The sequence below is a fragment of the Kitasatospora sp. NPDC005751 genome (assembly GCF_040630835.1).
Classification (GTDB): Bacteria; Actinomycetota; Actinomycetes; order Streptomycetales; family Streptomycetaceae; genus Kitasatospora.
Genome location: NZ_JBEXYC010000016.1, coordinates 1 through 25074, shown reverse-complemented (window position 1 = coordinate 25074; position 25074 = coordinate 1). Strand labels below are relative to the sequence as shown.

20 protein-coding genes and 2 pseudogenes are annotated in these 25074 nt (G+C 71.6%); 17 read left to right on the top strand and 5 right to left on the bottom strand.

Annotated features, from left to right (window positions below; genetic code table 11):
- The first annotated feature begins 48 nt into the window (after positions 1-48).
- The 4 genes from ABZ497_RS17410 to ABZ497_RS17395 all read left to right on the top strand — a co-directional run bounded on the left by ABZ497_RS17410 (position 49) and on the right by ABZ497_RS17395 (position 2321).
- Complete coding sequence (locus ABZ497_RS17410; protein ID WP_352289989.1) at positions 49-441, top strand: VOC family protein; 393 nt, start codon at positions 49-51, stop codon at positions 439-441.
- Between the two features lie 75 nt (positions 442-516).
- Positions 517-1590, top strand: a complete 1074-nt coding sequence (gene ychF, locus ABZ497_RS17405; protein WP_329489426.1) for a redox-regulated ATPase YchF — start codon at positions 517-519, stop codon at positions 1588-1590.
- A gap of 198 nt (positions 1591-1788) precedes the next feature.
- The gene (locus ABZ497_RS17400; RefSeq protein WP_329927349.1) at positions 1789-2070 is read left to right on the top strand and encodes a type II toxin-antitoxin system prevent-host-death family antitoxin; all 282 of its coding nucleotides are present in this window, start codon (positions 1789-1791) and stop codon (positions 2068-2070) included.
- The gene (locus ABZ497_RS17395) at positions 2067-2321 is read left to right on the top strand and encodes a Txe/YoeB family addiction module toxin (RefSeq protein WP_359806006.1); all 255 of its coding nucleotides are present in this window, start codon (positions 2067-2069) and stop codon (positions 2319-2321) included. Before ABZ497_RS17400 ends, ABZ497_RS17395 begins: the two co-directional genes overlap by 4 nt.
- A gap of 245 nt (positions 2322-2566) precedes the next feature.
- Here the strand turns inward: ABZ497_RS17395 and ABZ497_RS17390 are convergent, their stop codons facing one another.
- The 5 genes and pseudogenes from ABZ497_RS17390 to ABZ497_RS17370 form a co-directional block, all read right to left on the bottom strand.
- Complete coding sequence (locus ABZ497_RS17390) at positions 2567-2830, bottom strand: type II toxin-antitoxin system RelE/ParE family toxin (protein WP_093677539.1); 264 nt, start codon at positions 2828-2830, stop codon at positions 2567-2569.
- Complete coding sequence (locus ABZ497_RS17385; RefSeq protein WP_359806003.1) at positions 2823-3092, bottom strand: type II toxin-antitoxin system Phd/YefM family antitoxin; 270 nt, start codon at positions 3090-3092, stop codon at positions 2823-2825. The genes ABZ497_RS17390 and ABZ497_RS17385 overlap by 8 nt, the downstream gene beginning before the upstream one ends.
- A gap of 134 nt (positions 3093-3226) precedes the next feature.
- Positions 3227-3358, bottom strand: a pseudogene (locus ABZ497_RS17380) (type II toxin-antitoxin system RelE/ParE family toxin); the annotation flags it as partial.
- A gap of 4 nt (positions 3359-3362) precedes the next feature.
- Positions 3363-4022, bottom strand: coding sequence for an HAD-IA family hydrolase (locus ABZ497_RS17375; RefSeq protein WP_359806001.1), 660 nt, complete (start codon positions 4020-4022; stop codon positions 3363-3365).
- 64 nt (positions 4023-4086) lie between these two features.
- A pseudogene (locus ABZ497_RS17370) lies at positions 4087-5225 on the bottom strand (dihydrofolate reductase family protein).
- 327 nt (positions 5226-5552) lie between these two features.
- Here ABZ497_RS17370 and ABZ497_RS17365 point away from each other — a divergent pair.
- The 13 genes from ABZ497_RS17365 to ABZ497_RS17305 all read left to right on the top strand — a co-directional run bounded on the left by ABZ497_RS17365 (position 5553) and on the right by ABZ497_RS17305 (position 24944).
- Entirely contained in the window at positions 5553-6371 is an 819-nt protein-coding gene (locus ABZ497_RS17365) for a methyltransferase domain-containing protein (RefSeq protein WP_359805999.1), read from the top strand.
- Positions 6372-6543: 172 nt separating this feature from the next.
- A complete protein-coding gene (locus tag ABZ497_RS17360; RefSeq protein ID WP_359805996.1) occupies positions 6544-7998 on the top strand; it encodes a DUF4190 domain-containing protein in 1455 nt (484 codons plus the stop codon).
- A gap of 204 nt (positions 7999-8202) precedes the next feature.
- Positions 8203-8355, top strand: a complete 153-nt coding sequence (locus ABZ497_RS17355) for an SPOR domain-containing protein (RefSeq protein ID WP_359805994.1) — start codon at positions 8203-8205, stop codon at positions 8353-8355.
- Between the two features lie 10 nt (positions 8356-8365).
- Positions 8366-8773, top strand: a complete 408-nt coding sequence (locus tag ABZ497_RS17350; RefSeq protein ID WP_329489433.1) for an NUDIX domain-containing protein — start codon at positions 8366-8368, stop codon at positions 8771-8773.
- 411 nt (positions 8774-9184) lie between these two features.
- Positions 9185-11758, top strand: coding sequence for a SpoIIE family protein phosphatase (locus ABZ497_RS17345; RefSeq protein WP_359805991.1), 2574 nt, complete (start codon positions 9185-9187; stop codon positions 11756-11758).
- Positions 11759-12099: 341 nt separating this feature from the next.
- The gene (locus ABZ497_RS17340) at positions 12100-14574 is read left to right on the top strand and encodes a SpoIIE family protein phosphatase (RefSeq protein WP_329492230.1); all 2475 of its coding nucleotides are present in this window, start codon (positions 12100-12102) and stop codon (positions 14572-14574) included.
- Positions 14575-14712: 138 nt separating this feature from the next.
- Positions 14713-16647 carry an ABC transporter family substrate-binding protein gene (locus ABZ497_RS17335; RefSeq protein ID WP_359805988.1) on the top strand — a complete coding sequence of 645 codons (1935 nt, stop codon included), beginning with the start codon at positions 14713-14715 and terminating at the stop codon, positions 16645-16647.
- Between the two features lie 317 nt (positions 16648-16964).
- The gene (typA, locus tag ABZ497_RS17330) at positions 16965-18833 is read left to right on the top strand and encodes a translational GTPase TypA (protein ID WP_329489436.1); all 1869 of its coding nucleotides are present in this window, start codon (positions 16965-16967) and stop codon (positions 18831-18833) included.
- A 430-nt stretch (positions 18834-19263) separates the two neighbouring features.
- Positions 19264-20898 (top strand): ABC transporter substrate-binding protein, encoded by a 1635-nt coding sequence (locus ABZ497_RS17325; RefSeq protein WP_359805985.1) that lies wholly within the window; start codon positions 19264-19266, stop codon positions 20896-20898.
- An 89-nt stretch (positions 20899-20987) separates the two neighbouring features.
- The gene (locus ABZ497_RS17320; protein ID WP_352290007.1) at positions 20988-21932 is read left to right on the top strand and encodes an ABC transporter permease; all 945 of its coding nucleotides are present in this window, start codon (positions 20988-20990) and stop codon (positions 21930-21932) included.
- Positions 21925-22863: an ABC transporter permease gene (locus ABZ497_RS17315; RefSeq protein ID WP_329489439.1), complete on the top strand. Its 939-nt coding sequence runs from the start codon at positions 21925-21927 to the stop codon at positions 22861-22863. The genes ABZ497_RS17320 and ABZ497_RS17315 overlap by 8 nt, the downstream gene beginning before the upstream one ends.
- 19 nt (positions 22864-22882) lie before the next feature.
- Positions 22883-23932: an ABC transporter ATP-binding protein gene (locus ABZ497_RS17310; protein WP_329489440.1), complete on the top strand. Its 1050-nt coding sequence runs from the start codon at positions 22883-22885 to the stop codon at positions 23930-23932.
- On the top strand, positions 23925-24944 hold the full coding sequence (locus ABZ497_RS17305) for a dipeptide ABC transporter ATP-binding protein (RefSeq protein WP_359805982.1): 1020 nt from the start codon (positions 23925-23927) through the stop codon (positions 24942-24944). The genes ABZ497_RS17310 and ABZ497_RS17305 overlap by 8 nt, the downstream gene beginning before the upstream one ends.
- Positions 24945-25074: the final 130 nt, after the last annotated feature.

Here is a 25074-nt window from a genome sequence, read left to right as displayed (position 1 = left end):
GGACGGAGTACTGGTGTGATCGTCGCTCAACTCGACCATGGGGGGCTCATGACCGGCGGATTCGCCTTCGAACGCCTGCACCACGTGCAGCTCGACATCCCGGCCGGCGCCGAGGACGAGTGCCGCGCCTTCTGGCACGGCGTCCTGGGCATGGCCGAGCTGACCAAGCCCCCGGTCCTGGCCGCCCGCGGCGGCTGCTGGTTCCGGGGCGGCGGGGTGGAGGTGCACCTGGGCGTCGTTCCGGAGTTCCGCCCGGCCCGCAAGGGCCACCCGGGGATCCAGGTGCGCGCCCTGGACGCGCTCGCCGAGCGGCTGGCCGCGCACGGCCACGAGGTCGTCTGGGACGACGCCCTGCCGGGTCACCGCCGGTTCCACTCCAGCGACCGGTTGGGCAACCGCCTGGAGTTCCTGGAGCCGCTGCCGGTGGACGCGGGCGCCTGACCCGCTGCCCGTAGACTGGGCGATCGGCCCGCACGGTGCCGACCCAACTCCTCCAAGCCCACGGGACTGCGCTTCATGTCGCTCACGATCGGAATCGTCGGCCTGCCGAACGTCGGCAAGTCGACCCTGTTCAACGCCCTGACCAAGAACGACGTGCTGGCGGCCAACTACCCGTTCGCCACCATCGAGCCGAACGTCGGCGTCGTCGGTGTCCCGGACGCCCGGCTGAAGAAGCTCGCCGAGATCTTCGGCTCGCAGCGGATCCTCCCGGCGACCGTGGACTTCGTGGACATCGCGGGCATCGTGCGCGGCGCCTCGGTCGGCGAGGGCCTGGGCAACAAGTTCCTGGCGAACATCCGTGAGTCCGACGCGATCTGCCAGGTCATCCGGGCCTTCGTCGACCCGGACGTGGTGCACGTCGACGGCAAGGTCTCGCCGAAGGACGACATCGAGACCATCAACACCGAGCTGATCCTCGCCGACCTCCAGTCGATCGAGAAGGTGCTGCCGCGGCTCCAGAAGGAGGCCCGGCTCAAGAAGGAGTCGGCCGCCACGCTGGCCGCCGCCGAGGCCGCCCAGAAGATCCTGGAGACCGGCAAGACCCTCTTCGAGGTGGGCTTCGACGCCTCCTCGGTGCGCGAGCTGCACCTGCTCACCACCAAGCCCTTCCTCTACGTCTTCAACGTCGACGAGGACGAGCTGGTCGACGAGGAGTTCAAGGAGGCCCAGCGCGCCCTGGTCGCCCCCGCCGAGGCCATCTTCCTGAACGCCAAGATCGAGTCCGAGCTGATCGGCATGGACGAGGACGAGGCGCTGGAGCTCCTCCAGTCCATGGGCCAGGAGGAGACCGGCATGGCCACCCTCGGCCGGGTCGGCTACGAGACCCTCGGCCTGCAGAGCTACCTCACCGCGGGCCCCAAGGAGACCAGGGCCTGGACCATCAAGAAGGGCGCCACCGCCCCCGAGGCCGCCGGTGTGATCCACACCGACTTCCAGAAGGGCTTCATCAAGGCGGAGATCATCTCCTTCGACGACCTGGTCGCCTGCGGCTCCATCGCCGAGGCCCGCAGCAAGGGCAAGGCCCGCATCGAGGGCAAGGAATACCTCATGCAGGACGGCGACGTCGTGGAGTTCCGCTTCAACGTGTGATCAAGTCATTACTGCATGTCACTTGATCTGGCAAGTGTGCAGGTCGGAGAGGGTCGGACTCCATGGAGTCCGACCCTCTCCTCATTTCCGTGCTGACTTGGTGCTGACTTGCGGGAGTCCATGCCGGCCGTCGATGCCCCCGAAGCCTCGATTGAGTGGTACGTTATTCGGTACCACTCGCCTAAGGGGGTTCGCGCCATGTCCATCACCGCGAGCGAGGCCCGCAGGGATCTCTTCCCGTTGATCAAGAAGGTCAACGAGGATCACGACGCCATCGAGATCGTGTCCAAGCACGGAAATGCCGTGCTCGTCTCCGCCGAGGACTACGCCGCCCTGCGTGAGGGCTCGTACCTCCTGCGTTCGCCGGCGAACGCGCGTCGCCTCCTCAAGGCGTACGACAACGCACTGAACGGCATAGGGCTCTCCGAACGCACGCTCATCGACCCCGACTCGGCTGATGCCGGGCGGGGTGTCGAGTGAGGCTCGTCTTCGAAGAACAGGGCTGGGAGGACTACACGTCCTGGCTCAAGAACGATCGCAAGATGCTCGCGAGGACCAACAGGCTCATCGAGGACGTCCTGCGCGATCCGTTCACCGGGATCGGCAAGCCCGAGCCGCTGAAGTACCACCTCCCAGGGGCCTGGTCGCGGCGGATTGATGACGAGCATCGCCTCGTCTATCTGGTCACCGACCGGGAGATCATCATCCTGGCAGCCCGCTACCACTACTGATCCCCTGACCCGGCGTTCCGTCACGGTGCTGATTCCGTGCCGACTTGGGCCCTCAGAGTAACCATTCTCGCAGGTCACGGCGTTGTGGTGGGAGTTCCGCTTCACCGTGTGACCGGCTCGTTACTGCGCGTTGGGCCATTCGTCAAGCGGGCGGTTCAGAAGGGGTCGACTCCTCCGGGAGTCGACCCCTTCGTCGTCACCGTGCGGGGTGGGTGCTGGATGTTCTGACGCCGGATCGGTCGGCGTCAGGTGTCGTAAACGGTGGAGCGGTGCCCGACGTGTACGACCCACACCACGAGCTCTCCGTTGTCGATCGTGTAGACGACCCGGTAATCGCCGACCCGTAGGCGCCGGCGCTCGGGCTGCGATACGAGGGCGGTGGTGTTGAAGCCGAGAGGGTCGCTCTCGAGCTCGGTCAGCTTGGCCAGGATGCGTAGTGCCATGTCGCGGGGGATCTTCCGGAGCTCGGCCTGCGCCTCGGGTCGGAAGACGGTGCGGTACTCACTCACTGCGCGCCAGCGTCTCCCTCATGATGTCCTCGATCGGGATGCCGGGCGCGGGATCGGCCATGCGCTCGTCGATGATCCGGTTGATCTCGCGCTCTTCCCACTCCTGGTACTTGCGCAGAACCTCGATGGAGACGACCGCGGCCACTTCCTTGCCGCGGCGCGTGATCACGGTGGGCACGTCGTCCCGATCGGCTCGCTCCACCACCTCTGCCAGATGCGCGCGCACATCGCGGATGGACTCTATGGGCAGCGGCTGCGTCATGCGCTCAAGTGTACCGAGTGTGCCATGTGTACACCACTGCCGAAATGAAGTGGGTCGTGGGGTGCTGGATGTGCTGGATGAACCCGCACGGTGCGGGGTGGGTGCTGGATGTTCTGACGCCGGATCGGTCGGCGTCAGGTGTCGTGAACGGTGGAGCGGTGCCCGACGTGTACGACCCACACCACGAGCTCTCCGTTGTCGATCGTGTAGACGGCCCGGTAATCGCCGACCCGCAGGCGCCGGCGCTCGGGCCGCGATACGAGGGCGCCGTCAGGCGATGCGGACGGTGAGGGTGCCGTCGGGGGCGGGGGTGACGGTGACCTGCTCCAGGGTGGGGGCGTGGGCGGTGGTGCGGTGGGCCGTGGCGCGGGGGCCGATGCCGAGGACCGGGATGCCGGCGGCCACGGCGGCGGCGATTCCGGCCGAGGAGTCCTCCAGGGCGAGGCAGTCGGCGGGGGCGAAGCCGAGGGCGGCGGCGCCCTTGAGGAAGCCCTCGGGGTCCGGCTTGCTGGCGCCCACCGACTCGGCGGTGACGAGGACCGGCGGCAGCGGGAGGTCGGCGGCGGCCATCCGGACGCGGGCGAGCGGTTCGTCGGCGGAGGTGACCAGGGCGTGCGGCAGGCCGGCCAGTGAGGCGAGGAAGGCGGCCGCGCCGGGGATCGGGACGACGCCCTCGACGTCGGCCTTCTCCTCGGCGAGCATCCGGTCGTTGTCGGCGCGGTTGAGCGCGACCGGGCGGTCGGGCAGCAGGGCGGCCATGGTGGCGTGGGCCTGGCGGCCGTGCGCGAGCCGGAGCACCTCGGCGGGGTCGAGGCCGTTCGTCTCGGCCCAGCGGCGCCAGCAGCGCTCGACCACGGCGTCGGAGTTGACCAGGGTGCCGTCCATGTCCAGCAGGAGGGCGCGGGTGGTCAGGGTGAGGGGGGTGGGCATGCGGGGGCTCCTCGCGGGCGGCGGGCGGGCTTCCGAGTCTATTGTTCAGCAAGGATACAAAAGATCAACCCACCAGGTGCGCGTTGACCGCGCGGGCCTCCTCGGCCAGCTCCGACAGCTCCACCACCTCGACCCCGGCCGCCTCCAGGAGTGCCGTCCCCTGGCAGTCGGTGACGAACAGGTCCGGCTCGCGCCAGGCGACGACCACCCGGGGCACGCCGGCCGCGATCAGCAGCCGGGCGCACGGCAGCGGCCGGGAGGCCCGCCGCCCGCAGGGCTCCAGCGAGCTGTAGACAGTCGCGCCGCGCAGTCGGGGATCGCCCGCCGGGAGCTTGGCGAGGGCGGCCTCCTCGGCGTGGTCCAGCGCGTCCGCCTCCCGGCTCCAGCCCTCGGCGAGCACCTCGCCGTCCGCGCCGACGATCACCGCGCCGACCGAGAAGGCGGTACTGGAGGGCGGGCAGCGACGCGAGAGCTCGACGGCCCGCCGCAGGTGTGCGAGGTCGGACGGTGCGCTGGTCACGGGGTGGACTCCTTCGGGGCGTACCTGAGCAGGACGACGTCGTCCACGGTACGTGCCTCCAGCAGGCGCATCCGGCGGGCCGGTCCGCCGGGGAAGGCCGCCGGCCGGACGAAGCGCGGCGCGTCCGCCTGTCCGACCAGCAGCGGGGCGACCGCCAGCTGGAGCTCGTCCGCCAGGCCCTGGGTCAGGAACTGGGTGTGCACGCCGCTCCCGCCCTCGACCATCAGCCGCCGCACCCCCCGGGCCCCGAGGTCGTCCAGGACCGCGCCCAGCTCCACCGTGCCGCCGAGCGCCACCACCTCGGCCAGCCCGTCCAGCGCCGGGCGGAGCACGGCGGCGCCGGCGTCCGAGGTGTAGGCGATCTTGTCGCCGCCGGTGTGCCAGAACCTGAGCGAACGGTCGAGGGCCCCGCTCGCGGTGAGGGTGACCTTCAGCGGGTACTCCGGCCGGCCGGCCGCGAGCCGGGCCGCCCGTCGGCCGGGGTCGTTGACCAGCAGCCGGGGATTGTCCGCGCGCAGGGTGTTGCCGCCCACCAGGATCGCGTCACTGGCGGCGCGCTCCGCGTCCACCCGGTCGAAGTCGGCGGGGCCGGAGAGCAGCAGGCGGTCGGGGGAGGCGTCGTCGAGGTGCCCGTCGAGGGACATCGCGGCGCTCAGCAGGACGAAGGGGCGGCGGCCGGGCATGGTGAACCGTTCTGTCGGGAGCCCGTCCACGGTACGGGTCCCGGTCCTGCCCCCGCGCCGCGCGGGGGCAGGAGGCCGCCCGGTGGCCCGCCGGCGGAGGGGCGGCGATCGCCGAGGGGGCCCACCCCGGTCCTGTCCTCGCACCGCCCCTCAACTCGTGGTCCCCGCAAGGCGAAGCCCCGCCCGGGCTCCGGGCGGGGGGCTTTCGCGTGAATCGGTCGTTCGTCATGTGAGACGAATCTTCTCGCCCTGCGGGACAAGGAGTAGCGTCGGAGGCGTCGGAGGAACCGACCGCAGGGAACGCGACCGAACCCCAGGGGGACCGCCATGACCGGACCGCAGCCCACCGTCTACACGCACGGGCACCAAGAGCCCGTGCTGCGCTCGCACCGCTCCCGCACGGTGGCCAACTCGGCCGCCTATCTGCGGCCCGAGCTGCGGCCGGGGCAGGCCGTGCTGGACGTCGGCTGCGGCCCCGGCACGATCACCGCCGAGCTGGCCGAACTGGTCGGCCCCACCGGGCGGGTGGTGGCCGTGGACACCTCGGCCGAGGTGCTGGAGTCGGCCGCCCGGTACGCGGCGGACCGGGGCCTGGCCAACGTGGTCTTCGAGATCGCCGATGTGCACGGACTGCCGTACGCGGACGGGGAGTTCGACGTGGTGCACGCCCACCAGGTGCTGCAGCACGTGGCCGACCCGGTGGGGGCGCTGCGGGAGATGCGCCGGGTCACGGCGGTGGGCGGCGTGGTCGCGGCCCGGGACGTCGACTACGCGACCATGACCTGGTACCCGCAGGTACCGGAGCTGGACCGCTGGCTGGCGCTGTACGGGCGGATCGCCCGGGCCAACGGCGGCGAGCCGGACGCCGGCCGACGGCTGCTGTCCTGGGCCCGGGAGGCCGGCTTCACCGACGTCACGGCGACGTCCAGCAGCTGGACCTATGCGTCGCCCGAGCAGCGTGCCTGGTGGGGCGGGCTGTGGGCGGACCGGATCGTGGCGTCCGACATCGCCGACGCGGCGGTGGCCGAGGGGTACGCGGACCGGGCGGAGCTGGAGCGGATCTCGACCGGGTGGCGGGCCTGGGTGGCCGCCGAGGACGGGTGGTTCGCGATGCTGCACGGCGAGGTGCTGGCGCGCCGCGGGTGAGCGGCGGGCGGCCGGAAATGGGCGGGAGGGCGTGCTCCAAGATCGGGTAAAGTCGCGCGTCCGTTCCCATCGCCCCGGCCGGTCCTCCGCTGGTCCGCCCGGTGGTCCGTCTGCGGAACGTTCGAGTCGAAACTGCCGAGCTGATGCCCGTGACCGGGCCGGGGGAGTCCACGTGTCCAAGCCCGAGTCCGACGCGCCCGTTCCCGGGCCGGAGGCCGCCGCACCGGAGGTCACCGTGCCGGACACCGCCGCACCGGACGCCGCACCGGCCGACGCCCCGCCGGCCGACGCCCCGCCGGTGGACGCGGCACCGGCGGACCGGGTGGAGCTGACCAAGCCCGCGGCCCCCGCCGAGCCCCCGGCACCGGCCACCCCTCCCGCCGCCGACCCGTGGGCCGCGCCCGGCGCGACCACCCCCGCTCCCGCCGCCCCCGGGGCCGCGCCCGGCGCCGACCCGTGGGCCGCGGCCGGGGGGCCGGTCCCGCCCGGGGCGCCGCCGGCCTCCGGCTGGGCCGCCGTCACGCCCGGCGCGGTCTCCGGCTTCCAGCCCGGCTACGCCTACCCGGCGACCCCCGAGGTCACCAACGGCTTCTCCGTCGCCGCGCTGGTCACCGGCCTGCTCTGCATGTGGCCGCTCTCGCTCGCCTTCGGCATCGTCGCGCTGGTCCAGATACCCAAGCGCAACGAGCGCGGCCGGGGCATGGCGGTGACCGGTGTGGTGTTCGGTGTCCTCGGGGCGCTGGTCTCGCTGATCGCCTTCATCGGCCTGCTCGCCGCCGGGGTCGAGGAGAGCACCCGCGCCGACCGTCCCGCCCGGGCCCCGAAGGCGCCGGCGGGCTCGGTGCTCTGGTCCTCGCTCAAGTCCGGCGACTGCTACAACCCGGCCGGTGGCGCCGACGGACGCGAGGACGGCGACCAGACGGTCCTCTGGGTGTTCAAGGCCCCCTGTGCGCTGCCGCACCACGGCGAGGTGGCCGGCACCGCCCGGATCCCGGAGAGCGGCGGGCTCGCCTACCCGGGCGAGAGCCGCGTCCGCGAGAGCGCCGCGGCGCTCTGCGGCCCGGTGCTCGCCGACTACGCCCTCGACTACTGGGCCGTGCCGGACGGCGTGGACGAGGTCTACCTGTTCCCGGGCCGCGCCAACTGGAAGTCCGGCGAGCGCTACGCCACCTGCGCCTTCGAGGACCGCGACGCCGAGCACCTGGGCAGCGTCCGCACCGACCGGGGCAAGCTGTCCCAGGCCCAGCTGGCCTACCTGGAGGCGGCCCTGGTCTACAACAAGGTCTCCTGGAGCGAGCCGGACGCCGAGGTCGCCGACGCCCGGCCCGAGTTCACCACCTGGGCGGGCAGGATGGCCGACGCCTCCCGCAAGGAGGCCGAGCAGCTGTCCGGGAGCACGGCGGCCTGGCCGGAGGGCGCCAAGCCGAAGGTGGCCGAGCTGGTGGCCGCCCAGCGCGCCGCCGCGACGGCCTGGGACGCCGCGGCCAAGGCCGTGGACGCGACCGCGCTCGAACGCGAGATCCGGCGGGCGAAGTCGCTGGTGGCCAAGGAGGCGAACTCGACCGTGGAGATCCGCCGGGAGCTCGGCCTCTCGACCGGCGAGCAGGTCGGCGAGATCCGGGTCTGACGGCGGCGGCGGGCGGGCCGGGCCGGTGTCTTACCGGGCGTTAACCGGGCCCGTACACACCGGAAGCGCGCGGGGCGTAGCGTCCCGTGCGCGTGGTCCCGGCCCGACCCCCACGCGGGCCGGGAGCGCGCGCCCCGGGCGGTCGGATTCCCGTGCGGCCACCGGCCGTTCCGGTCCCGGGGCGGGGCGCCTAGGCTCACCGGTATGGACACCTGCCGGGTGATGCGACAGGACGACAACGGCAACCGCTACGTGGTCGCCCAGGGGCTGGAGCGGGCCGAGGCCGAACGGCTGGCCGCCGAGTTCGAGGCCCGCGGGCACAAGCAGCTGTACTGGGTGGAGGCCGAGGCCGCATAGGGTCGGGGCCATGGAGAACCGGATCGTCGTCGGGGGCGCGCTCGTCCACCGGGGCCGGGTGCTGGCCGCCCGCCGCAGTGCCCCGGCCGAGGTGGCCGGGCGCTGGGAGTTCCCGGGCGGCAAGGTCGAGCCCGGTGAGACGCAGCCCCAGGCGCTGGAGCGCGAGCTGCTGGAGGAACTCGGTGTCCGGGCGAGGGCGCTGGAGCCGCTGCCCGGGGCGTGGCTGGTTCGCCCGGGGCTGGAGCTGCGGCTCTGGGTGGCCGAACTGCTCTCCGGCGACCCGCGGCCGCTGCAGGACCACGACGAGCTCCGCTGGCTCGGCCCCGCCGAGCTCGACGGGCTCGACTGGCTCGACCACGACCGCGAAGTCCTCCCGCACCTGACCCGCCTGCTGGCCGGGGCCGACAGCGCGCGCTGACCGCCGCGCGCCCGGCGTGCCCGCCCGCACCACGGGAGGGGCGGGCGGGCCGCACCCGCCCGCGCCACGCGCGATACGCCAGGTAGGTCAATCGGAAAAGAGGACCCATAAGCCGGGATAGCCTGGGTTCTGCTGGGTATGTCGCTTTTCGGCACTATTCGTCACCATCGGTGAGCCGTTCCCAGCCGGCGACGCCGATCCCGACCAGAGCCGGAGGCCCCGTCGGTGTCGAGTACCGGTCACGGTGGCGGGGGAGCACGAGGCACGGGCACCGGGGGGAGTGCCGCCGCGCGCGCCCGCCTGCGCCGTGGCGCGCGCCCGCAGCAGCAGCCGCCGCAACCGCCGGCCGGCCGCCGCAGGGGGGACGGCGGCGCCCCCGAGGCCGATCCCGCGGACCGTCCCGCGACGTCCATGGTGGCGCCCGACGCGTCCCCGTCGGCGGGCCCCCGCAGCCGCCCCGGCCGCCCCTTCCCGGGCGCCCCCGGAGCCGAGCCGGGTGGCACGGGCGGCCACCGCGAGGGCAATCTGCTCGACGTGGTGAAGGTGGCCATCGCCATCCTGGACACCGCCGGCCGGGTGGTGCTCTGGAGCCCGGCCGCCGAGGAACTGCTCGGCTGGCCGAACGAGCTGCTGGTCGGCCGCCGGATCGACGAGCTGATCCCGGACGAGGACCAGGTCACCCGGATCCGCACGGCGATCCAGGACACCCTGCGCCACGGCCGCTGGGCCGGCCTCACCGAGCTGCGCGACCGGGACGGCGAGGCGGTCACCGTCGACGCCCGGATCTCCCTGCTGGTGGACGGCGACGGCACGCCGTTCCTCCAGGTCAACCTGGCCGAGGCGGCCGCCGTCCGGGCGGTCGAGCGGGACCTCGCCGTCCGGGACGCGCTGTTCGAGCAGTCCCCGCTGGGCATCGCCGTCCTCGACACCGACCTGCGCTACACCGCCGTCAACCAGACCCTGGCCGAGATGAACGGCATGGTCACCGAGGACCACGTCGGGCGGACCACCGGCGAGACCCTGCCCGAGCGGGCCGCCGACGAGATCACCGCCATCCAGCGCCAGGTGCTGGCCACCGGCGAGCCGGTCATCGACGTCACCCTGGCCTCGCCGGTCACCGCCCGCTCCGGGTACCGCTCGATCTCCTACAGCCGGATGACCGACCGGGCCGGCCGGGTGCTCGGCATCTCCGGCACCGTGATGGACGTGACCGAGCGCTACCGGGCGGTCGCCAAGGTCGAGCACGCCCGGCGTCGGCTCTCGCTGCTCAACGAGTTCGGCTCCCGGGTCGGCGACCTCCTGGACGCCTCGCGGATCGCCCAGGAGCTGGCCGGCGCCGTGGTGCCCCGGCTCACCGACCACTCCGCGGTGATCCTGCTCCAGGCCGTCGCGCACGGCGACGACCTGCCCCGGCACGGCCACGACCGCCGCACCTCGCTGCTCCAGCTGGGCACCGCCTCCGTCCAGGACGGTCCCGAGGTCGAGGTGATGCTCCGGCGCGGCGCCCGGATCACCTTCTCCGAGGACTCCGCCTGCGGGCGGGTGCTGCGCACCGGCGTCCCCGAGCTGCTCTCCGGCGCCGACCAGCTGAGCGACGTCACCTACCCGGGCGACCCGAAGATGCAGGCCGCCCACGACCTGGGCGTGCACTCGATGCTGGTGGTGCCGCTGCGGGCCCGGGGCATCGTGATCGGCCTGCTGCTGGTCAGCCGGGCCGGCTACCGCGAGGGCTTCGACCGGGACGACCTCGCCTTCACCGTCGAGCTGGCCGACCGGGCCGGCAGCTCCCTCGACAACGCCCGGCTCTACGCCCGGGAGCGCACCGCCGCGCTCACCCTGCAGCGCACCCTGCTCCCGCAGCAGGTCCCGCAGCCCACCGGCGTCGAGGTCGCCTACCGCTACGTGCCGGGCAGCATCGGCACCGAGGTCGGCGGGGACTGGTTCGACGTCATCCCGCTGCCCGGCGACCGCACCGCGCTGGTGGTCGGCGACGTGATGGGCCACGGCCTGCGGGCCGCCGCCACGATGGGCCGGCTGCGCACCGCCGTCCGCGTCCTGGCCGCCCTCGACCTGCCCCCGGACGTGCTGCTGCGGCACGTCCACGAGCTGGCCGACGACCTCGCCCAGGGGCCGGACGAGGCGCTGCTGGCCACCTGCGTCTACGCGGTGTTCGACCCGGCCACGGCCCGGCTGACGGTCTCCAAGGCCGGCCACATCCCGCCGGTGCTGGTGGTCCCCCGCGAGGGCGCCGAGGAACCGACCCGCACCGGCGGCCCGCTGCTCGGCGGGACCGGCCGGATCCTCGACCTGCCGTCCGGCGCTCCGCTCGGCGTCGGCGGCGTCCCCTTCGAGTCGGTCGAGCTCAAGATCCCCGAAGGCAGCCTGCTCGCCCTGTGCACCGACGGCCTGGTGGAGTCCCGGGACAAGGACCTCGACGTCGGCCTCGGCCGGCTGGTCACCGTGCTCCAGGAGCCGCACGCCTCCATCCAGGCGGCCTGCGAGGCGGTGCTGGCCACCATGGAGCAGGGCCGCGAGCCCGACGACGTGGCGCTGCTGCTGGCCCGGCTCGGCCACGGCCAGGCCGGCACCCCGACGGCCGGCTGGACGCTGCCCGCCGAGCCGACCGCCGTCAGCCGGGCCCGCCGGCTGGTCCGCGCCGCGCTGGTCGAGTGGGGCGTCGAAGCGCTCACCGACACCACTGAGCTGCTGGTCAGCGAGCTGGTGACCAACTCGGTCCGCTATGCGAGCGCCCCCATCGGCGTACGGTTGACGCTGGGCGAGACGCTGCTGGTCGAGATCTCCGACCCGTTGCCCGATCCGCCCCGCGAGCGTCACGCGGCGGAGGCCGACGAGGGCGGCCGGGGCCTGGAACTCGTCCGCCGGCTGGCCCTGCGCTGGGGCGCGCGGGCCGAGGGCATGGGCAAGGTCGTCTGGTTCGAGCAGGCGCTGCCGGGTAATGAGCCCGAGGAGCCGGGTGACGAGTAGGACGCGAGTAGAACGGGACCGCATATGCCAGCAGGGGGCCGGGGGGAGCGCGCACTCCGGCAGGGGGCGCGAGCGTGGCATTGTGGTTGCGCGGGCGGTAGGACAAAAACCTTCGCCCGATCTGATGTTGTGATGTTGAGGGCGTGTGAACGTACCCCTCGATGATGAATACTCGGTCTTCTCGGCATCCGGACGGTCGCGGGTTTGGAGGGGTCGGTCCGTTGAACAGCACCCCGGCGCGTAACGCGCCGAGCAGCAGCGGTCATGCCGCTGTGCCCGGGCAGGCCGGTTCGCCACACCTGCCCGCCCCGGCCGCGGGGCAGGGCCGGGCGGCCCGCCCGGTGGTCGGCGCCCATCAGTGGGGCGCGGGGGACCCGGGCTCGATCTACGACTACATCCGGGTCGCCACCTTCGCGATCGGCCCGGACGGCCGGATCAGTCAGTGGAGCGAGCGCGCCGCCGAGTTCTTCGGTGTGCCCGCCGTCGAGGCGGTCGGCGCCGATCCGATCAGCACCTTCGTCCCGCGCGAGCTCTGGCAGCGCGGCCGCACTCGGCTGGAGCGCACGCTGGCCGGCGAGGAGTGGGTGGGCACCACGCCTTACCGCGACGCCACCGGCGGCGAGGGCCTCGCCGAGCTCTACCTGATGCCCGACAGCGCACTGCCCACCGCCGGTGCCACCTGTCTCGCGGTCGACCTCGGCCGGCTGCGCCGGATCGAGACCGACCTCGCCGCCTCCGAGGCCGTCTTCGGCCAGACCCCGACCGGCTTCGTCCTGTTCGACGACCGGCTCCGGCTCCAGCGGGTCAACGACGCCTTCGCCTCGGGGGTCGGCCTCGCCCCCACCGACCTCGAAGGCCTGACCGCGCACGACCTCTTCCCGGCCCCCGAGGCCGACCGGCTGACCGCCGCCCTACGCAAGGTCCTCGCCACCGGCGAGCCCGTTTTCGACCTGCGCTTCCACTCCGCCGTGCCGACCCGCGAGGGCAACCGGCTCTGGGCCGTCTCGCTCTACCGCCTCAACGGCTCGGCCGGGCAGCCGATGGGCGTGGCCGGCCAGGTCTCCGACGTCACCTCCCGGCACGTCGCCGAGCGCGAGGCCGACGGGGTGCGCCGCAACCTCGCCCTGCTCAACGAGGCCAGCGCGCACATCGGCTCCACCCTCGACCTGGAGACCACCGCCAAGGAGCTGCTGGACGTCGTCGTCCCGCCGTTCTGCGACCTCGCCACCGTCGACCTCTACACCGCGCTGCTCTCCGGCGAGACCGTCCCCAGCGCCGGCCGCTACGGCGACGGCGTGCTCACCGACGGCAGCGGCGAGCTGCGCCGGGTCGCCGTCTCCAGCGTGGTCGGGGGCGCCTCCTCCGTACTCGGCTCGGTCACCGGCCTGCCGATCGCCGAGGCCGGCGGCACGCTCTGCTACCCGCGCCGCTCACCGCACGCCCGCGCGCTGCGCACCGGCCGCAGCGTCGTCCCCGAGCCCGGGCCGGACCCGCTGCTGCGCTCCACGCTGATCGTGCCGCTGGTCGCCCGCGACCAGGTGCTCGGCCTGGTCCAGCTCTCCCGCGCGATCGGCAGCGAGCCGTTCGACGCCCGTGACGTCGCCATCGCCGAGGAACTGGTGGCCCGCGCCGCCGTCTGCATCGACAACGCGCGGCTCTACCGCCGCGAGCACGAGCGCGCCCTGATCCTGCAGCGCAGCCTGCTGCCCCCGGGCAACCCGGCCGCCAGCGGCCTGGAGATCGCCTGCCGCTACCTGCCCAGCAACAACAACACCGAGGTCGGCGGCGACTGGTTCGACGTCATCCCGCTGCCGGGCAACCGCACCGCGCTGGTCATCGGCGACGTGATGGGCCGCGGCCTGCGCGCCGCCGTCGCGATGGGCCAGCTGCGCACCGCCGTCCGCACCCTGGCCATGCTCGACCTCGACCCCGCCGAGGTGCTCACCGCCCTCGACGAGATCGCCCGCGGGCTGGGCGACGACTCCGCGCCCGCCGGCTCGCCCACTCCGTACGGGCGGCTCACCTCGACCGCCGACGAGGAGGCCCGCGAGGTCTACCTGGCCACCTGCGTCTACGCGGTCTACGACGCCGTCACCCGGCGCTGCGTCTTCGCCAACGCAGGCCACCTGCCGCCCGTCCTGCTCAGCCCCGACGAGCCCGCCCGGATGCTCGACGTCCCGCCCGGCCTGCCGCTCGGCGTCGGCGGCGAGCCCTTCGAGGAGGTCGAGCTGACCCTGCCGGACGGCGCCGTGCTCGGCCTGTACACCGACGGCCTGGTGGAGAGCCGCAAGCACCAGCTGGACGAGGGCCTGCGCGCCTTCCGCATCGCACTGTCGGCGGAGGGCAAGAGCCTGGAGAACCTCTGCGACCACGTCCTCGGCGAGCTCAACCCGCACCACGGCGAGGACGACATCGCCCTGCTGATGGCCAAGGTGCACGCCTTCCCCGACGACGCCGTCGGCAACTGGTTCCTGCCGCCCGAGCCGACCTCCGTCGCCAAGGCCCGCGAGCTGGCCTGCAGCTGGCTGCTGGCGCGCGGTCTGGACGAGCTGGTCGACACCACCGAGCTGCTGGTCAGCGAGCTGGTCACCAACGCGCTCCGGCACGGCCGGGGCGAGATCCGGCTGCGACTGCTGCGCGACCGCAGCATGGTCTGCGAGGTCTGGGACGACGGCTACGCCCAGCCGCGCCAGCGGCGCGCGCAGGAGACCGACGAGGGCGGGCGCGGGCTCCAGCTGGTCAGCCTGCTGGCCGAGCGCTGGGGGAGCCGGCGGACGCCCAAGGGCAAGATCGTCTGGTTCGAGCTGTCGCTGTAGGGCCGGTCGCCCCCGGACCGGTCGCCCCCGGCCGGGCACGCTCTGGGCCGCCGCGCGGATCGGCTGTCCGGGTGCAGTCCCCCGGCGGCCGCCGTGTCGGGACGGCCGCCCCGACCGGCTCGGCGTTCGATGGCCGCCATGCGCGTCCGCCAGCTCACCACCGCAGCCGCCGCGCTGCTGCTCGCCACCGGCGCCCTGGCCGGCTGCTCCGGTGGCCCGGCCCCGGCCCGCCCGCCGGTACCGGCTCCCGTACCGGCCCTGCCCACCGCCGTCACCGGGGACGTCGGCCCGCTTGACCGTGCCGCCGTCCGGGAGGGCGGCACGCCGCGCTGGGCGCTGGACGCCGCGCCGGCCACGCTCAACGTCTACCAGCCGGCCGCGACCGCCGACAGCGCGCTGCTCGCCCACGCCCTCTACCCCTCGCTGTTCCGGCCGGACGAGCACGGCCGGCCGGTCGCCGACCCGGACTACCTGGAGTCCGCCGAGTGCACCCCGCCCGGACAGCAGCCGCAGGTGGTCACCTACCGGCTCAGCCCGCAGGCCGTCTGGAGCGACGGCATCCCGCTCTCGGCCGCCGACTTCGGCGCGCAGCGGGCCGCCCTCTCCGGCCTCGACCCGGCCTACGCCGGGAACCGTCCGGCCGGGTACGACGCGATCGACTCGATCACCCAAGGGGCCGGCCCGCACGAGGTGAAGGTGACCTTCCGGCGGCCGTACGCGGAGTGGCGCGCCCTGTTCGGTCCGCTCTACCCGGCCGCGGTGACCGGCTCCCCGGCGGCGTTCAACCGGCCGTTGACCGACGGGCCGGAGCCGACGGCGGGTCCGTTCCGGCTCTCCCGGTACGACCCGGCGGGCGGGCGGGTGAGCCTGGTGCGCAGCCCGAACTGGTGGGGCGACCGGCCGAAGGCGGACGGGATCGACTTCCTGGTGGTCCCGGCCGAGGGCCGGCTGGACGCGCTCGACCAGGACCGGCTGGACATCGCCTCGCTCACCGCGGCGGTCGACCGGGCCGGCTCCACCCCGGCCGCTCCGCCCACCCCGGCCGCCTCCGCCTCCGCCTCCGCCTCCGGGTCCGCGTCCGGGTCCGGGTCCGGCTCCCCGGCCGCCTCCGCCTCCGGGTTCCCGGCCGCGACCGCGTCCGCGACTCCCGCCGCGACCCCCGCCGCCCCGCCCGCCGCGACTCCCGCCGCCCCGCCCGCCGCGGCGCCGGAGGCCGCCGACCGGGCGCTGCGGCGGGCGGAGGCCCTGCCCGGCATCACCGTGCACCGGGCCGCCGCGGCCGCGCTCACCGAGCTCACCCTGAACGCCGCCCGTGGCCCGCTCACCGACCCGGCCGTCCGGCTCGCCCTGGCCCGCGCGGTCGACCGGCGCCGGGTCGCCGGTGCCGCGCTCACCCCGCTCGGCCTCGCCGCCGCCCCGCTCGGCAGCCACCTGTTCGCCGGTGACCAGGACGGCTACCGGGACAACAGTGCCGCGCTCGGCCCGGCGGACGCGGGCCGGCTGCTGGACGCGGCCGGCTGGAAGCGGCCCGCGGCCGGCGCCACCCGGGTCCGGGACGGCCGGGAGCTGGCTCTCGCCCTGCTGGTCCCGGCCGGCTCGGCCACTGCCCGGCGCACCGCCGACGCGCTGACCGCCGACCTCGCCGGCGCGGGCATCGCGCTCCGGACGGTGGCGGCGCCCGCCGAGGCCTTCGTCCGGGACCACCTGGCGACCGGCGACTACGACCTCGCCCTGTTCTCCTGGCCGGCCGGACCCCACCCGGCGGTCGAACAGCGTGCCGTCTACGCCAAGCCGCGCCCCGGCGCGGACGGCGCCCTGGAGGCCGGCAGCAACTACGGCCGCTCGGGGACGGAGGAGATCGACCGCCTCTTCGACCGCGCGGCCGCCGAACTCGACCCCGCCGCCCACCTGGCCCTGCTCCAGGAGGCCGACACCCGGATCTGGCAGCTGGGCCACTCGGTACCGCTCTACCAGCGGCCGGACCTGGTCGCGGTCCGGTCGGACGTGGCGGGCGCGGGCGCCTGGGGCTTCGGCCGGCCGCGCTTCCAGGACGTGGGGTTCCTCGGCCCCTGACCGTGCGCGGGGCGGGGCGGACCACGCGGCCGACGCCGGGCCCGGCCGGGCCCGGCGGTGCGTGACCGGGAGGCCCCGGCACGGCGTCGGCCGGGTGGCGTGCCGGTGATCCACTTGTGATCTTGATCCCGCCCGACCTGCCCGTTTCTGCCGACCTGGAGGGTTCCCCGTACGATAGGAGGAAGCCGTGGCATGTCCTGCCCGGCGGGTGGACCGGTAGTAGCAGGCGGAACGGGCGGCGGTGATCACAACGGATCGCCGGTCGGCGTCACGCAGCCGGGCGCCGAAACCCACGATTCCGGGAGAATCCGCTCAGCATGCCCACGCGCAATGACATCCGCAACGTTGCCATCGTCGCCCACGTCGACCACGGCAAGACCACTCTGGTCGACGCCATGCTGAAGCAGGCCGGTGCCTTCGCCGCCCACCAGCACCTCGATGACCGCATGATGGACTCCAACGACCTGGAGCGCGAGAAGGGCATCACCATTCTCGCGAAGAACACCGCCGTGAAGTACCACCCCAAGGAGGGTGGCGCCCCGATCACGATCAACATCATCGACACCCCCGGCCACGCCGACTTCGGTGGTGAGGTCGAGCGCGGTCTGTCCATGGTGGACGCGGTCGTTCTCCTGGTCGACGCCTCCGAGGGTCCGCTGCCGCAGACCCGCTTCGTGCTCCGCAAGGCGCTCACCGCCAAGCTCCCGGTGATCCTCTGCATCAACAAGACCGACCGTCCGGACTCCCGGATCGACGAGGTCATCAACGAGACCTACGACCTCTTCCTGGACCTCGACGCGACCGAGGAGCAGATCGAGTTCCCGATCGTCTACGCCTGTGCGCGTGACGGCGTCGCCTCGATGACCAAGCCGGAGGACGGCAGCGTCCCGGCCGACAGCGACTCGCTGGAGCCGTTCTTCTCGACCATCCTGTCGGCCGTCCCGGCCCCGACCTACGACGAGGACGCCCCGCTCCAGGCCCACGTCACCAACCTGGACGCGGACAACTTCCTCGGCCGCATCGCGCTCTGCCGCGTCGAGCAGGGCGAGCTGCGCAAGGGCCAGCAGGTCGCGTGGATGAAGCGTGACGGTTCGATCCAGCAGGTCAAGATCACCGAGCTGCTGATGACCGAGGCGCTCACCCGCAAGCCGGCCGAGGTGGCCGGCCCCGGCGACATCTGCGCCGTCGCGGGCATCCCGGACATCATGATCGGCGAGACCCTGGCCGACCTGGAGAACCCGATCGCGCTGCCGCTGATCACGGTGGACGAGCCGGCCATCTCGATGGTCATCGGCACCAACACCTCGCCGCTGGTCGGCAAGGGCGGCAAGGGCCACAAGGTCACCGCCCGCATGGTGAAGGACCGCCTGGACCGCGAGCTGATCGGTAACGTCTCGCTCCGCGTGCTGCCGACCGAGCGTCCGGACGCCTGGGAGGTCCAGGGCCGTGGCGAGCTGGCGCTGGCCATCCTGGTCGAGACCATGCGCCGGGAGCTCTTCGAGCTGACCGTCGGCAAGCCGCAGGTCGTCACCAAGGTCATCAACGGCAAGACCCACGAGCCGGTCGAGCGGATGACCATCGACAGCCCCGAGGAGTACCTCGGCGCGATCACCCAGCTGATGGCGACCCGCAAGGGCCGCATGGAGACCATGACGAACCACGGCTCCGGCTGGGTCCGCATGGAGTTCATCGTCCCGTCGCGCGGCCTGATCGGCTTCCGGACCCAGTTCCTGACCGACACCCGCGGCACCGGCATCGCGCACTCCATCTTCGAGGGCCACGAGCCGTGGTTCGGCGAGCTCCGGATGCGCAACAACGGCTCGCTGGTGGCGGACCGCGCGGGCGTCGTGACGCCGTTCGCGATGATGGGCATCCAGGAGCGCGGCACGCTCTTCGTCGAGCCCACCACCGAGGTGTACGAGGGCATGATCGTCGGCGAGAACTCGCGCCAGGACGACATGGACATCAACATCACCAAGGAGAAGAAGCTCACCAACATGCGTGCGGCCTCCTCCGACACCACCGAGAACCTGGTGCCGCCGCGCAAGCTCTCGCTGGAGCAGTCGCTGGAGTTCTGCCGCGAGGACGAGTGCATCGAGGTGACTCCGGAGACGGTTCGCATCCGTAAGGTCGTCCTGGACCAGAAGGAGCGCGGCCGCACGGCTTCGCGCGCCAAGAAGGCGTGATCACTTCCTTCTGAGGGCCCTTTGGCCTGAATCGATCGCCCCCCTTTCCAACGGAGAGGGGGGCGATCGTTTTCACTACTCCACGCTGTCGACGCGCGTATAAACGGAATATCGCTTAACACAGCAAGGTGTCCGCTGAGCGAACGTGACAGTCCGTCATTCATGACGACTGTCCGTTTGATGCCTGTCTGAGTATGTCTCTTATGTCCGATTTTCGAAACTTACCGACCGTTCATGTGACCTAATTGAGATCGCTAGTGGTCACTTTCGTGTCCGTGCGTGACGGATAGTGGGTGCAGTCAGGCTCGGGTCAAGGGTTAACGCGCAGGGGTGCGCGCCGAAACCACGAGCGCGGACGGCACAACGGAAGCGGCGTCAGCCGACCGTGGTGCTCTCCTCGTTGGAAAGTCGATTTCAGGAGGCATCCCCCATGCGCGGTGCAACCCAGACCAAGTGGATCGTCGCGGCGACCGCTATCGCCCTCGCGGCGACCGCTTGCAGCACCAGCTCGAAGAGCAGTGACAAGGCCTCTTCCGGCGGCGGCACCATCGCCGTCCAGCTCGGCGAGCCGCAGCACGGTCTGGTTCCCCAGAACACCGCGGAGTCCGAGGGTGCCGAGGTTCTCGGTGCCGTCTTCGCCGGCCTGGTCGAGTACGACAACAAGACCAACGAGCCGAAGCTGCGCGTCGCCGAGTCGATCGAGAGCGCCGACAGCAAGCTCTGGACGATCAAGCTGAAGGACGGCTACACCTTCCACAACGGTGAGAAGGTGACCGCCCAGTCGTTCGTCGACGCCTGGAACTGGGGCGCCAACCAGGACAACGCGGCCGAGGGCCTGCCGTTCTTCGCCAAGATCGAGGGCTCCGAGGACCTGGCCCCGGGCAAGGACAAGAAGCCGACCACCGACAAGCTCAAGGGCCTGACGGTCGTCGACGACAAGACCTTCACCGTCGCCCTGACGCAGCCGTTCTCCCAGTTCAAGACCATGCTGGGCTACAACGCGTTCTACCCGCTGCCCAAGGCGTTCTTCACCGACCCGAAGGCGTTCGCCGACAAGCCGATCGGCAACGGCCCGTTCGAGATGGACGGCGCCTGGGAGCACAACAAGCAGATCAAGGTCAAGCGCTACGAGAACTTCCCTGCCTCGGACGGCAAGGCGAAGCTCCAGGGCGTCACCTTCAAGATCTACGACAACCTGGACACCGCGTACAACGACCTGCGCGCCGACAACATCCAGGCCACCGACAAGCTGCCGATCTCGGCCCTGTCGAGCGTCAAGGGCGAGTTCGGCGACCGCTACATCTACAAGCCGGAGTCCGGCGTCGGCTACATCGGCTTCCCGATCGCCACCAACCCGGCCACCTACGGCAAGCCGGAGATCCGCAAGGCGATCTCGATGGCGATCGACCGCGAGGCGATCACCAAGACGATCTTCTCGGGCACCCGCGTCCCGGCCGACGACTTCATCAACCCGCTGATCCCGGGTTACCGCAAGGGCGCCATGGGCGACGCGGCGAAGTACGACCCGGCCAAGGCCAAGGCGCTCTTCGACCAGGCCGGCGGTGTTCCCGGCAACACCATCGAGCTGGGCTACAACGCCGACGGTGGCCACAAGGAGTGGATCGAGGCCGTCGCGAACCAGCTGAAGAAGAACCTGGGCATCGAGGTCACCACCAAGCCGTTCGAGAAGTTCGGCAAGATCCTCGACGCGCTGGGCGAGAAGCAGTACTCGGGCGCCTTCCGCATGGCGTGGTCGATGGACTACCCGTCGATCGAGAACTACCTCCGTCCGATCTTCTCCAAGGTCGCGATCGAGAACGGCTCGAACTACGGCGGCTACGTCAACGACAAGTTCGAGGACCTGCTGAACCAGGCCGACCAGGCGAAGACCCAGGACGAGGGCCAGAAGCTGTACCAGCAGGCCGACGACATCCTGGTGCAGGACCTGCCGTACATCCCGGTGTACACCTACATGTCCTCCGCCGCGTACAGCAAGAAGATCAAGAACTTCGACACCGACGCCCAGGGCCGCATGAACCTGGACGAGGTCGAGCTCGCCGGCTGATCCGGTAGTCAGACGAACGGGGGCGGGCGGACCGGACTACAGTCCCGGTTCTCCCGCCTCCCTTCCTTGCTTGAAAGTGTGGAGGTCTGATGGGCCGCTATGTCATCCGCCGACTGATACAGGCGATCCCTGTCCTGCTCGGTGCGACTCTGCTGATCTATGCCCTGGTTCACTATCTGCCCGGTGACCCGGTGCAGGCGCTGGCCGGTGAGAAGCGAGCCGACCCGCTCGTGGCGGAAATGATCCGCCAGAAGTACCACCTGAACGACCCCTTCCTGCTGCAGTACTGGAACTACATCTCAGGGGTCTTCCAGGGGAACCTCGGCGAGAGCCTGACCGGTCGCTCCGTGACCGACATGATCAGCGAGGCGTTCCCGTACACCGTCAACCTCGCCCTGGTCGCCTTCATCATGGAGGCAGTCATCGGCGTGCTGGCGGGTGTCATGGCGGCCCTGCGCAAGGGCAAGTTCATCGACCAGCTGGTGCTCATCAGCACGCTGTTCGTCATCTCGATCCCGGTCTTCGTCACCGGCTTCGTGCTCCAGCTGGTGCTGGGCGTGAAGCTCAAGACCGACTACGGCGTCGACTTCTTCCCGGTCTCCTTCAACGAGGAGGACGGACTGCGGGCCTACCTGCTGCCGGCCTTCGTGCTGGCGTCGACCTCGCTCGCGTACGTCGCCCGACTGACCCGCACCAGCCTGATGGAGACCATGCGCGCGGACTACGTCCGCACCGCGGTCGCCAAGGGTCTGAAGCGCCGTCGGGTGATCGGCCGCCACGCCCTGCGCAACGCGCTGATCCCGATCGTCACCTTCCTCGGTGCCGACCTCGGCGGTCTGATGGGTGGCGCGGTCATCACCGAGAAGATCTTCAACATGCACGGCATCGGCGGCCTGCTGGCCCAGTCCGTGTACCAGAAGCAGGGCACGGTGATCGTCGGCATGGTCACCCTGCTGGTGATGATCTACCTGATCACCACCCTGCTCGTGGACCTGCTGTACGCCGTGCTCGACCCGAGGATCCGCTATGAGTGACACCATCACCGTGGGCAGCGAGGCGCCCGAGGACAAGACCCCGAAGGCCGCGCCGGAGAAGAAGCAGAAGCCCGAGCGCGTCGCCAGCCTCTGGTCCGACGCACTGCGCGACCTGCGCCGCAACCCGGTCTTCATCATCGGCGCGGTGCTCGTCTCCGCCCTGCTGGTGATCGCCGCCGTGCCGCAGCTGTTCACCGACGGCAGCCCGCTCTCGGGCGACGCGTGCGACCTGGCCAACTCCCTGAAGCGCCCGAGCGCCGAGCACTGGTTCGGCTTCGACGTGCAGGGCTGTGACGTCTACACCCGCACCATCTGGGGTGCCCGCAACTCGATCATCGTCGGTGTGCTCACCACCACCACGGTGACCGTGATCGGCGCCCTGCTCGGCCTGCTGGCCGGCTGGGTCGGCGGCATGGTCGACAGCATCCTGTCGCGCTTCACCGAGATCTTCTTCTCCATCCCGCTGCTGCTCGGCGGCATGCTGATCATGTCGATGCTCGGCAAGGGCAACGCCTACACCGTCTCCGTCGTGATGGCCGTGCTCGGCTGGCCGCAGATCTTCCGCATCATGCGCGCCTCCGTGCTGGCCAACAAGCACAACGACTACGTGATGGCGGCCAAGGCGCTCGGCGCCGGCAGCTTCCGGATCACCTTCCGGCACATCCTGCCGAACGCCATCGCGCCGGTGATCGTGGTCTCCGCGATCAGCCTGGGTGTGTACATCGGTGCCGAGGCCGCCCTGTCCTACCTGGGCATCGGTGTCCAGTCCCCGGAGATCTCCTGGGGCCTGATGATCAGCGACGCCCAGCCCCGCTTCCTGACCGCCCCGCACGTGCTGCTCTTCCCGTCCGCGGTGCTGAGCGTCACGGTGCTGGCGTTCATCATGCTCGGCGACGCGGTGCGCGACGCCCTCGACCCGAAGCTCCGCTGAGAGAAGAGGTGACGACCCGATGACCACCGTGATCGAGAAGAACCAGAAGAGCGGCCGCCTCGAAATCGGCACCCCGCTGCTGGAGGTCCGTGACCTCCACGTGGAGTTCCACACCCGGGACGGCGTCGCCAAGGCCGTGAACGGCGTCAACTACTCCGTTTCCGCCGGCGAGACCCTGGCGGTGCTGGGTGAGTCCGGCTCCGGCAAGTCGGTGACCGCCCAGACCATCATGGGCATCCTGGACATGCCGCCCGGCAAGATCAGCCAGGGCCAGATCCTCTTCCGCGGCGAGGACATGCTCGCCATGAAGGAGGAGCAGCGCCGGCTGATCCGCGGCCAGAAGATCGCGATGATCTTCCAGGACGCGCTCTCCTCGCTGAACCCCGTGATGACCGTGGGCGACCAGCTCGGCGAGATGTTCCGGGTGCACAAGGGCATGTCCAAGAAGGACGCCCGGGCCAAGGCCGTCGAGCTGATGGAGCGGGTGCGCATCCCCGCCGCCAAGCAGCGCGTCGGCGACTACCCGCACCAGTTCTCCGGCGGCATGCGCCAGCGCATCATGATCGCGATGGCGCTCTCCATGGAGCCCGACCTGATCATCGCCGACGAGCCCACCACCGCCCTGGACGTCACCGTCCAGGCCCAGGTGATGGACCTCCTCGCGGAGCTGCAGGCCGAGTACAACATGGGTCTGATCCTGATCACCCACGACCTCGGCGTGGTCGCCGACGTCGCGGACAAGATCGCCGTGATGTACGCCGGCCGGATCGTCGAGACCGCCCCGGTCCACGACCTGTACGCCAACCCCGCGCACCCGTACACCAAGGGCCTGCTCCGCTCCATCCCGCGCCTGGACCAGAAGGGCCAGGAGCTGTACGCGATCAAGGGCCTGCCCCCGAACCTGCTGAAGGTCCCGGCCGGCTGCGCGTTCAACCCCCGCTGTGACGTCGCCACCGACCAGTGCCGCACGGAGATCCCGAAGCTGCACCAGGTGACTGACAAGGACGGCACGGAGCTCACCGGCCGCCGCAGCGCGTGCCACCTCTGGAAGGAGACCCTCCATGGCTGAGCCCATCCTGGAGGTCAAGGACCTGGTCAAGCACTACCCGCTGACCCAGGGCATCGTCTTCAAGAAGCAGGTCGGCGCGGTGAAGGCGGTCGACGGCATCTCCTTCGAGCTGATGAAGGGCGAGACGCTCGGCATCGTCGGCGAGTCCGGCTGTGGCAAGTCCACGCTGGCCAAGGTGCTGATGAACCTGGAGCGGGCCACCTCCGGCCAGGTGCTGTTCAAGGGCGAGGACATCTCCAAGCTGTCCGGCTCCGCCCTGAAGGCGGTGCGCCGGAACATCCAGATGGTGTTCCAGGACCCGTACACCTCGCTCAACCCGCGCATGACGGTCGGCGACATCATCGGCGAGCCCTTCGAGATCCACCCCGAGGTGGCTCCCAAGGGCGACCGCCGCAAGGCCGTCCAGGACCTCCTGGACGTCGTCGGCCTGAACCCGGAGTACATCAACCGGTACCCGCACCAGTTCTCCGGCGGCCAGCGCCAGCGCATCGGCATCGCCCGCGGCCTCGCGCTCAAGCCCGAGATCATCATCTGCGACGAGCCGGTCTCCGCCCTGGACGTCTCCGTCCAGGCGCAGGTGATCAACCTGCTGGACCAGCTGCAGAGCGAGTTCGAGCTCTCGTACATGTTCATCGCGCACGACCTCTCGATCGTCCGGCACATCTCCGACCGCGTCGGCGTGATGTACCTGGGCAAGATGGTGGAGATCGGCTCGGACGAGGCGATCTACGAGAACGCCACGCACCCGTACACCCAGGCGCTGCTCTCCGCGGTGCCGGTGCCGGACCCGACGGCGCGCGAGTCCCGGGACCGGATCATCCTGACCGGCGACATCCCCTCGCCGGCCAACCCGCCGTCCGGCTGCCGGTTCCGCACCCGCTGCTGGAAGGCGGAGGAGCGCTGCGCCACCGAGGTCCCGCTGCTGGCGGTGCCCAGCACGCTCAGCGGCGCGGCGGCCCACGAGTCGGCCTGCCACTTCGCCGAGGTCCGGGAGACGGCCGCCGCCGTCTGATCCCCGAGGCGTTGCCCGGAAGGGCCCGCGGCTGTCGGGCGGTTTCTAGCGGTCGTTGCAACACGTGGTCGGTTGTCTAGGCCGCGAGGAGTTTAGCCAGACGCTCGGCTGGGGTTTCCCAGCCGAGCGT

Bases quoted from the DNA above. Each gene is read 5' to 3' on its own strand.
- ABZ497_RS17315 (WP_329489439.1), top strand. From the start codon at position 21,925: ATGAGTGACACCATCACCGTGGGCAGCGAGGCGCCCGAGGACAAGACC.
- ABZ497_RS17325 (WP_359805985.1), top strand. From the start codon at position 19,264: ATGCGCGGTGCAACCCAGACCAAGTGGATCGTCGCGGCGACCGCTATC.
- ABZ497_RS17305 (WP_359805982.1), top strand. From the start codon at position 23,925: ATGGCTGAGCCCATCCTGGAGGTCAAGGACCTGGTCAAGCACTACCCG.
- ABZ497_RS17345 (WP_359805991.1), top strand. From the start codon at position 9,185: ATGGTGGCGCCCGACGCGTCCCCGTCGGCGGGCCCCCGCAGCCGCCCC.
- ABZ497_RS17335 (WP_359805988.1), top strand. From the start codon at position 14,713: ATGCGCGTCCGCCAGCTCACCACCGCAGCCGCCGCGCTGCTGCTCGCC.
- ABZ497_RS17410 (WP_352289989.1), top strand. From the start codon at position 49: ATGACCGGCGGATTCGCCTTCGAACGCCTGCACCACGTGCAGCTCGAC.
- ABZ497_RS17350 (WP_329489433.1), top strand. From the start codon at position 8,366: ATGGAGAACCGGATCGTCGTCGGGGGCGCGCTCGTCCACCGGGGCCGG.
- typA (WP_329489436.1), top strand. From the start codon at position 16,965: ATGCCCACGCGCAATGACATCCGCAACGTTGCCATCGTCGCCCACGTC.
- ABZ497_RS17365 (WP_359805999.1), top strand. From the start codon at position 5,553: ATGACCGGACCGCAGCCCACCGTCTACACGCACGGGCACCAAGAGCCC.
- ABZ497_RS17400 (WP_329927349.1), top strand. From the start codon at position 1,789: ATGTCCATCACCGCGAGCGAGGCCCGCAGGGATCTCTTCCCGTTGATC.
- ABZ497_RS17310 (WP_329489440.1), top strand. From the start codon at position 22,883: ATGACCACCGTGATCGAGAAGAACCAGAAGAGCGGCCGCCTCGAAATC.
- ABZ497_RS17385 (WP_359806003.1), bottom strand. From the start codon at position 3,092: ATGACGCAGCCGCTGCCCATAGAGTCCATCCGCGATGTGCGCGCGCAT.
- ychF (WP_329489426.1), top strand. From the start codon at position 517: ATGTCGCTCACGATCGGAATCGTCGGCCTGCCGAACGTCGGCAAGTCG.
- ABZ497_RS17375 (WP_359806001.1), bottom strand. From the start codon at position 4,022: ATGCCCACCCCCCTCACCCTGACCACCCGCGCCCTCCTGCTGGACATG.
- ABZ497_RS17355 (WP_359805994.1), top strand. From the start codon at position 8,203: ATGGACACCTGCCGGGTGATGCGACAGGACGACAACGGCAACCGCTAC.
- ABZ497_RS17320 (WP_352290007.1), top strand. From the start codon at position 20,988: ATGGGCCGCTATGTCATCCGCCGACTGATACAGGCGATCCCTGTCCTG.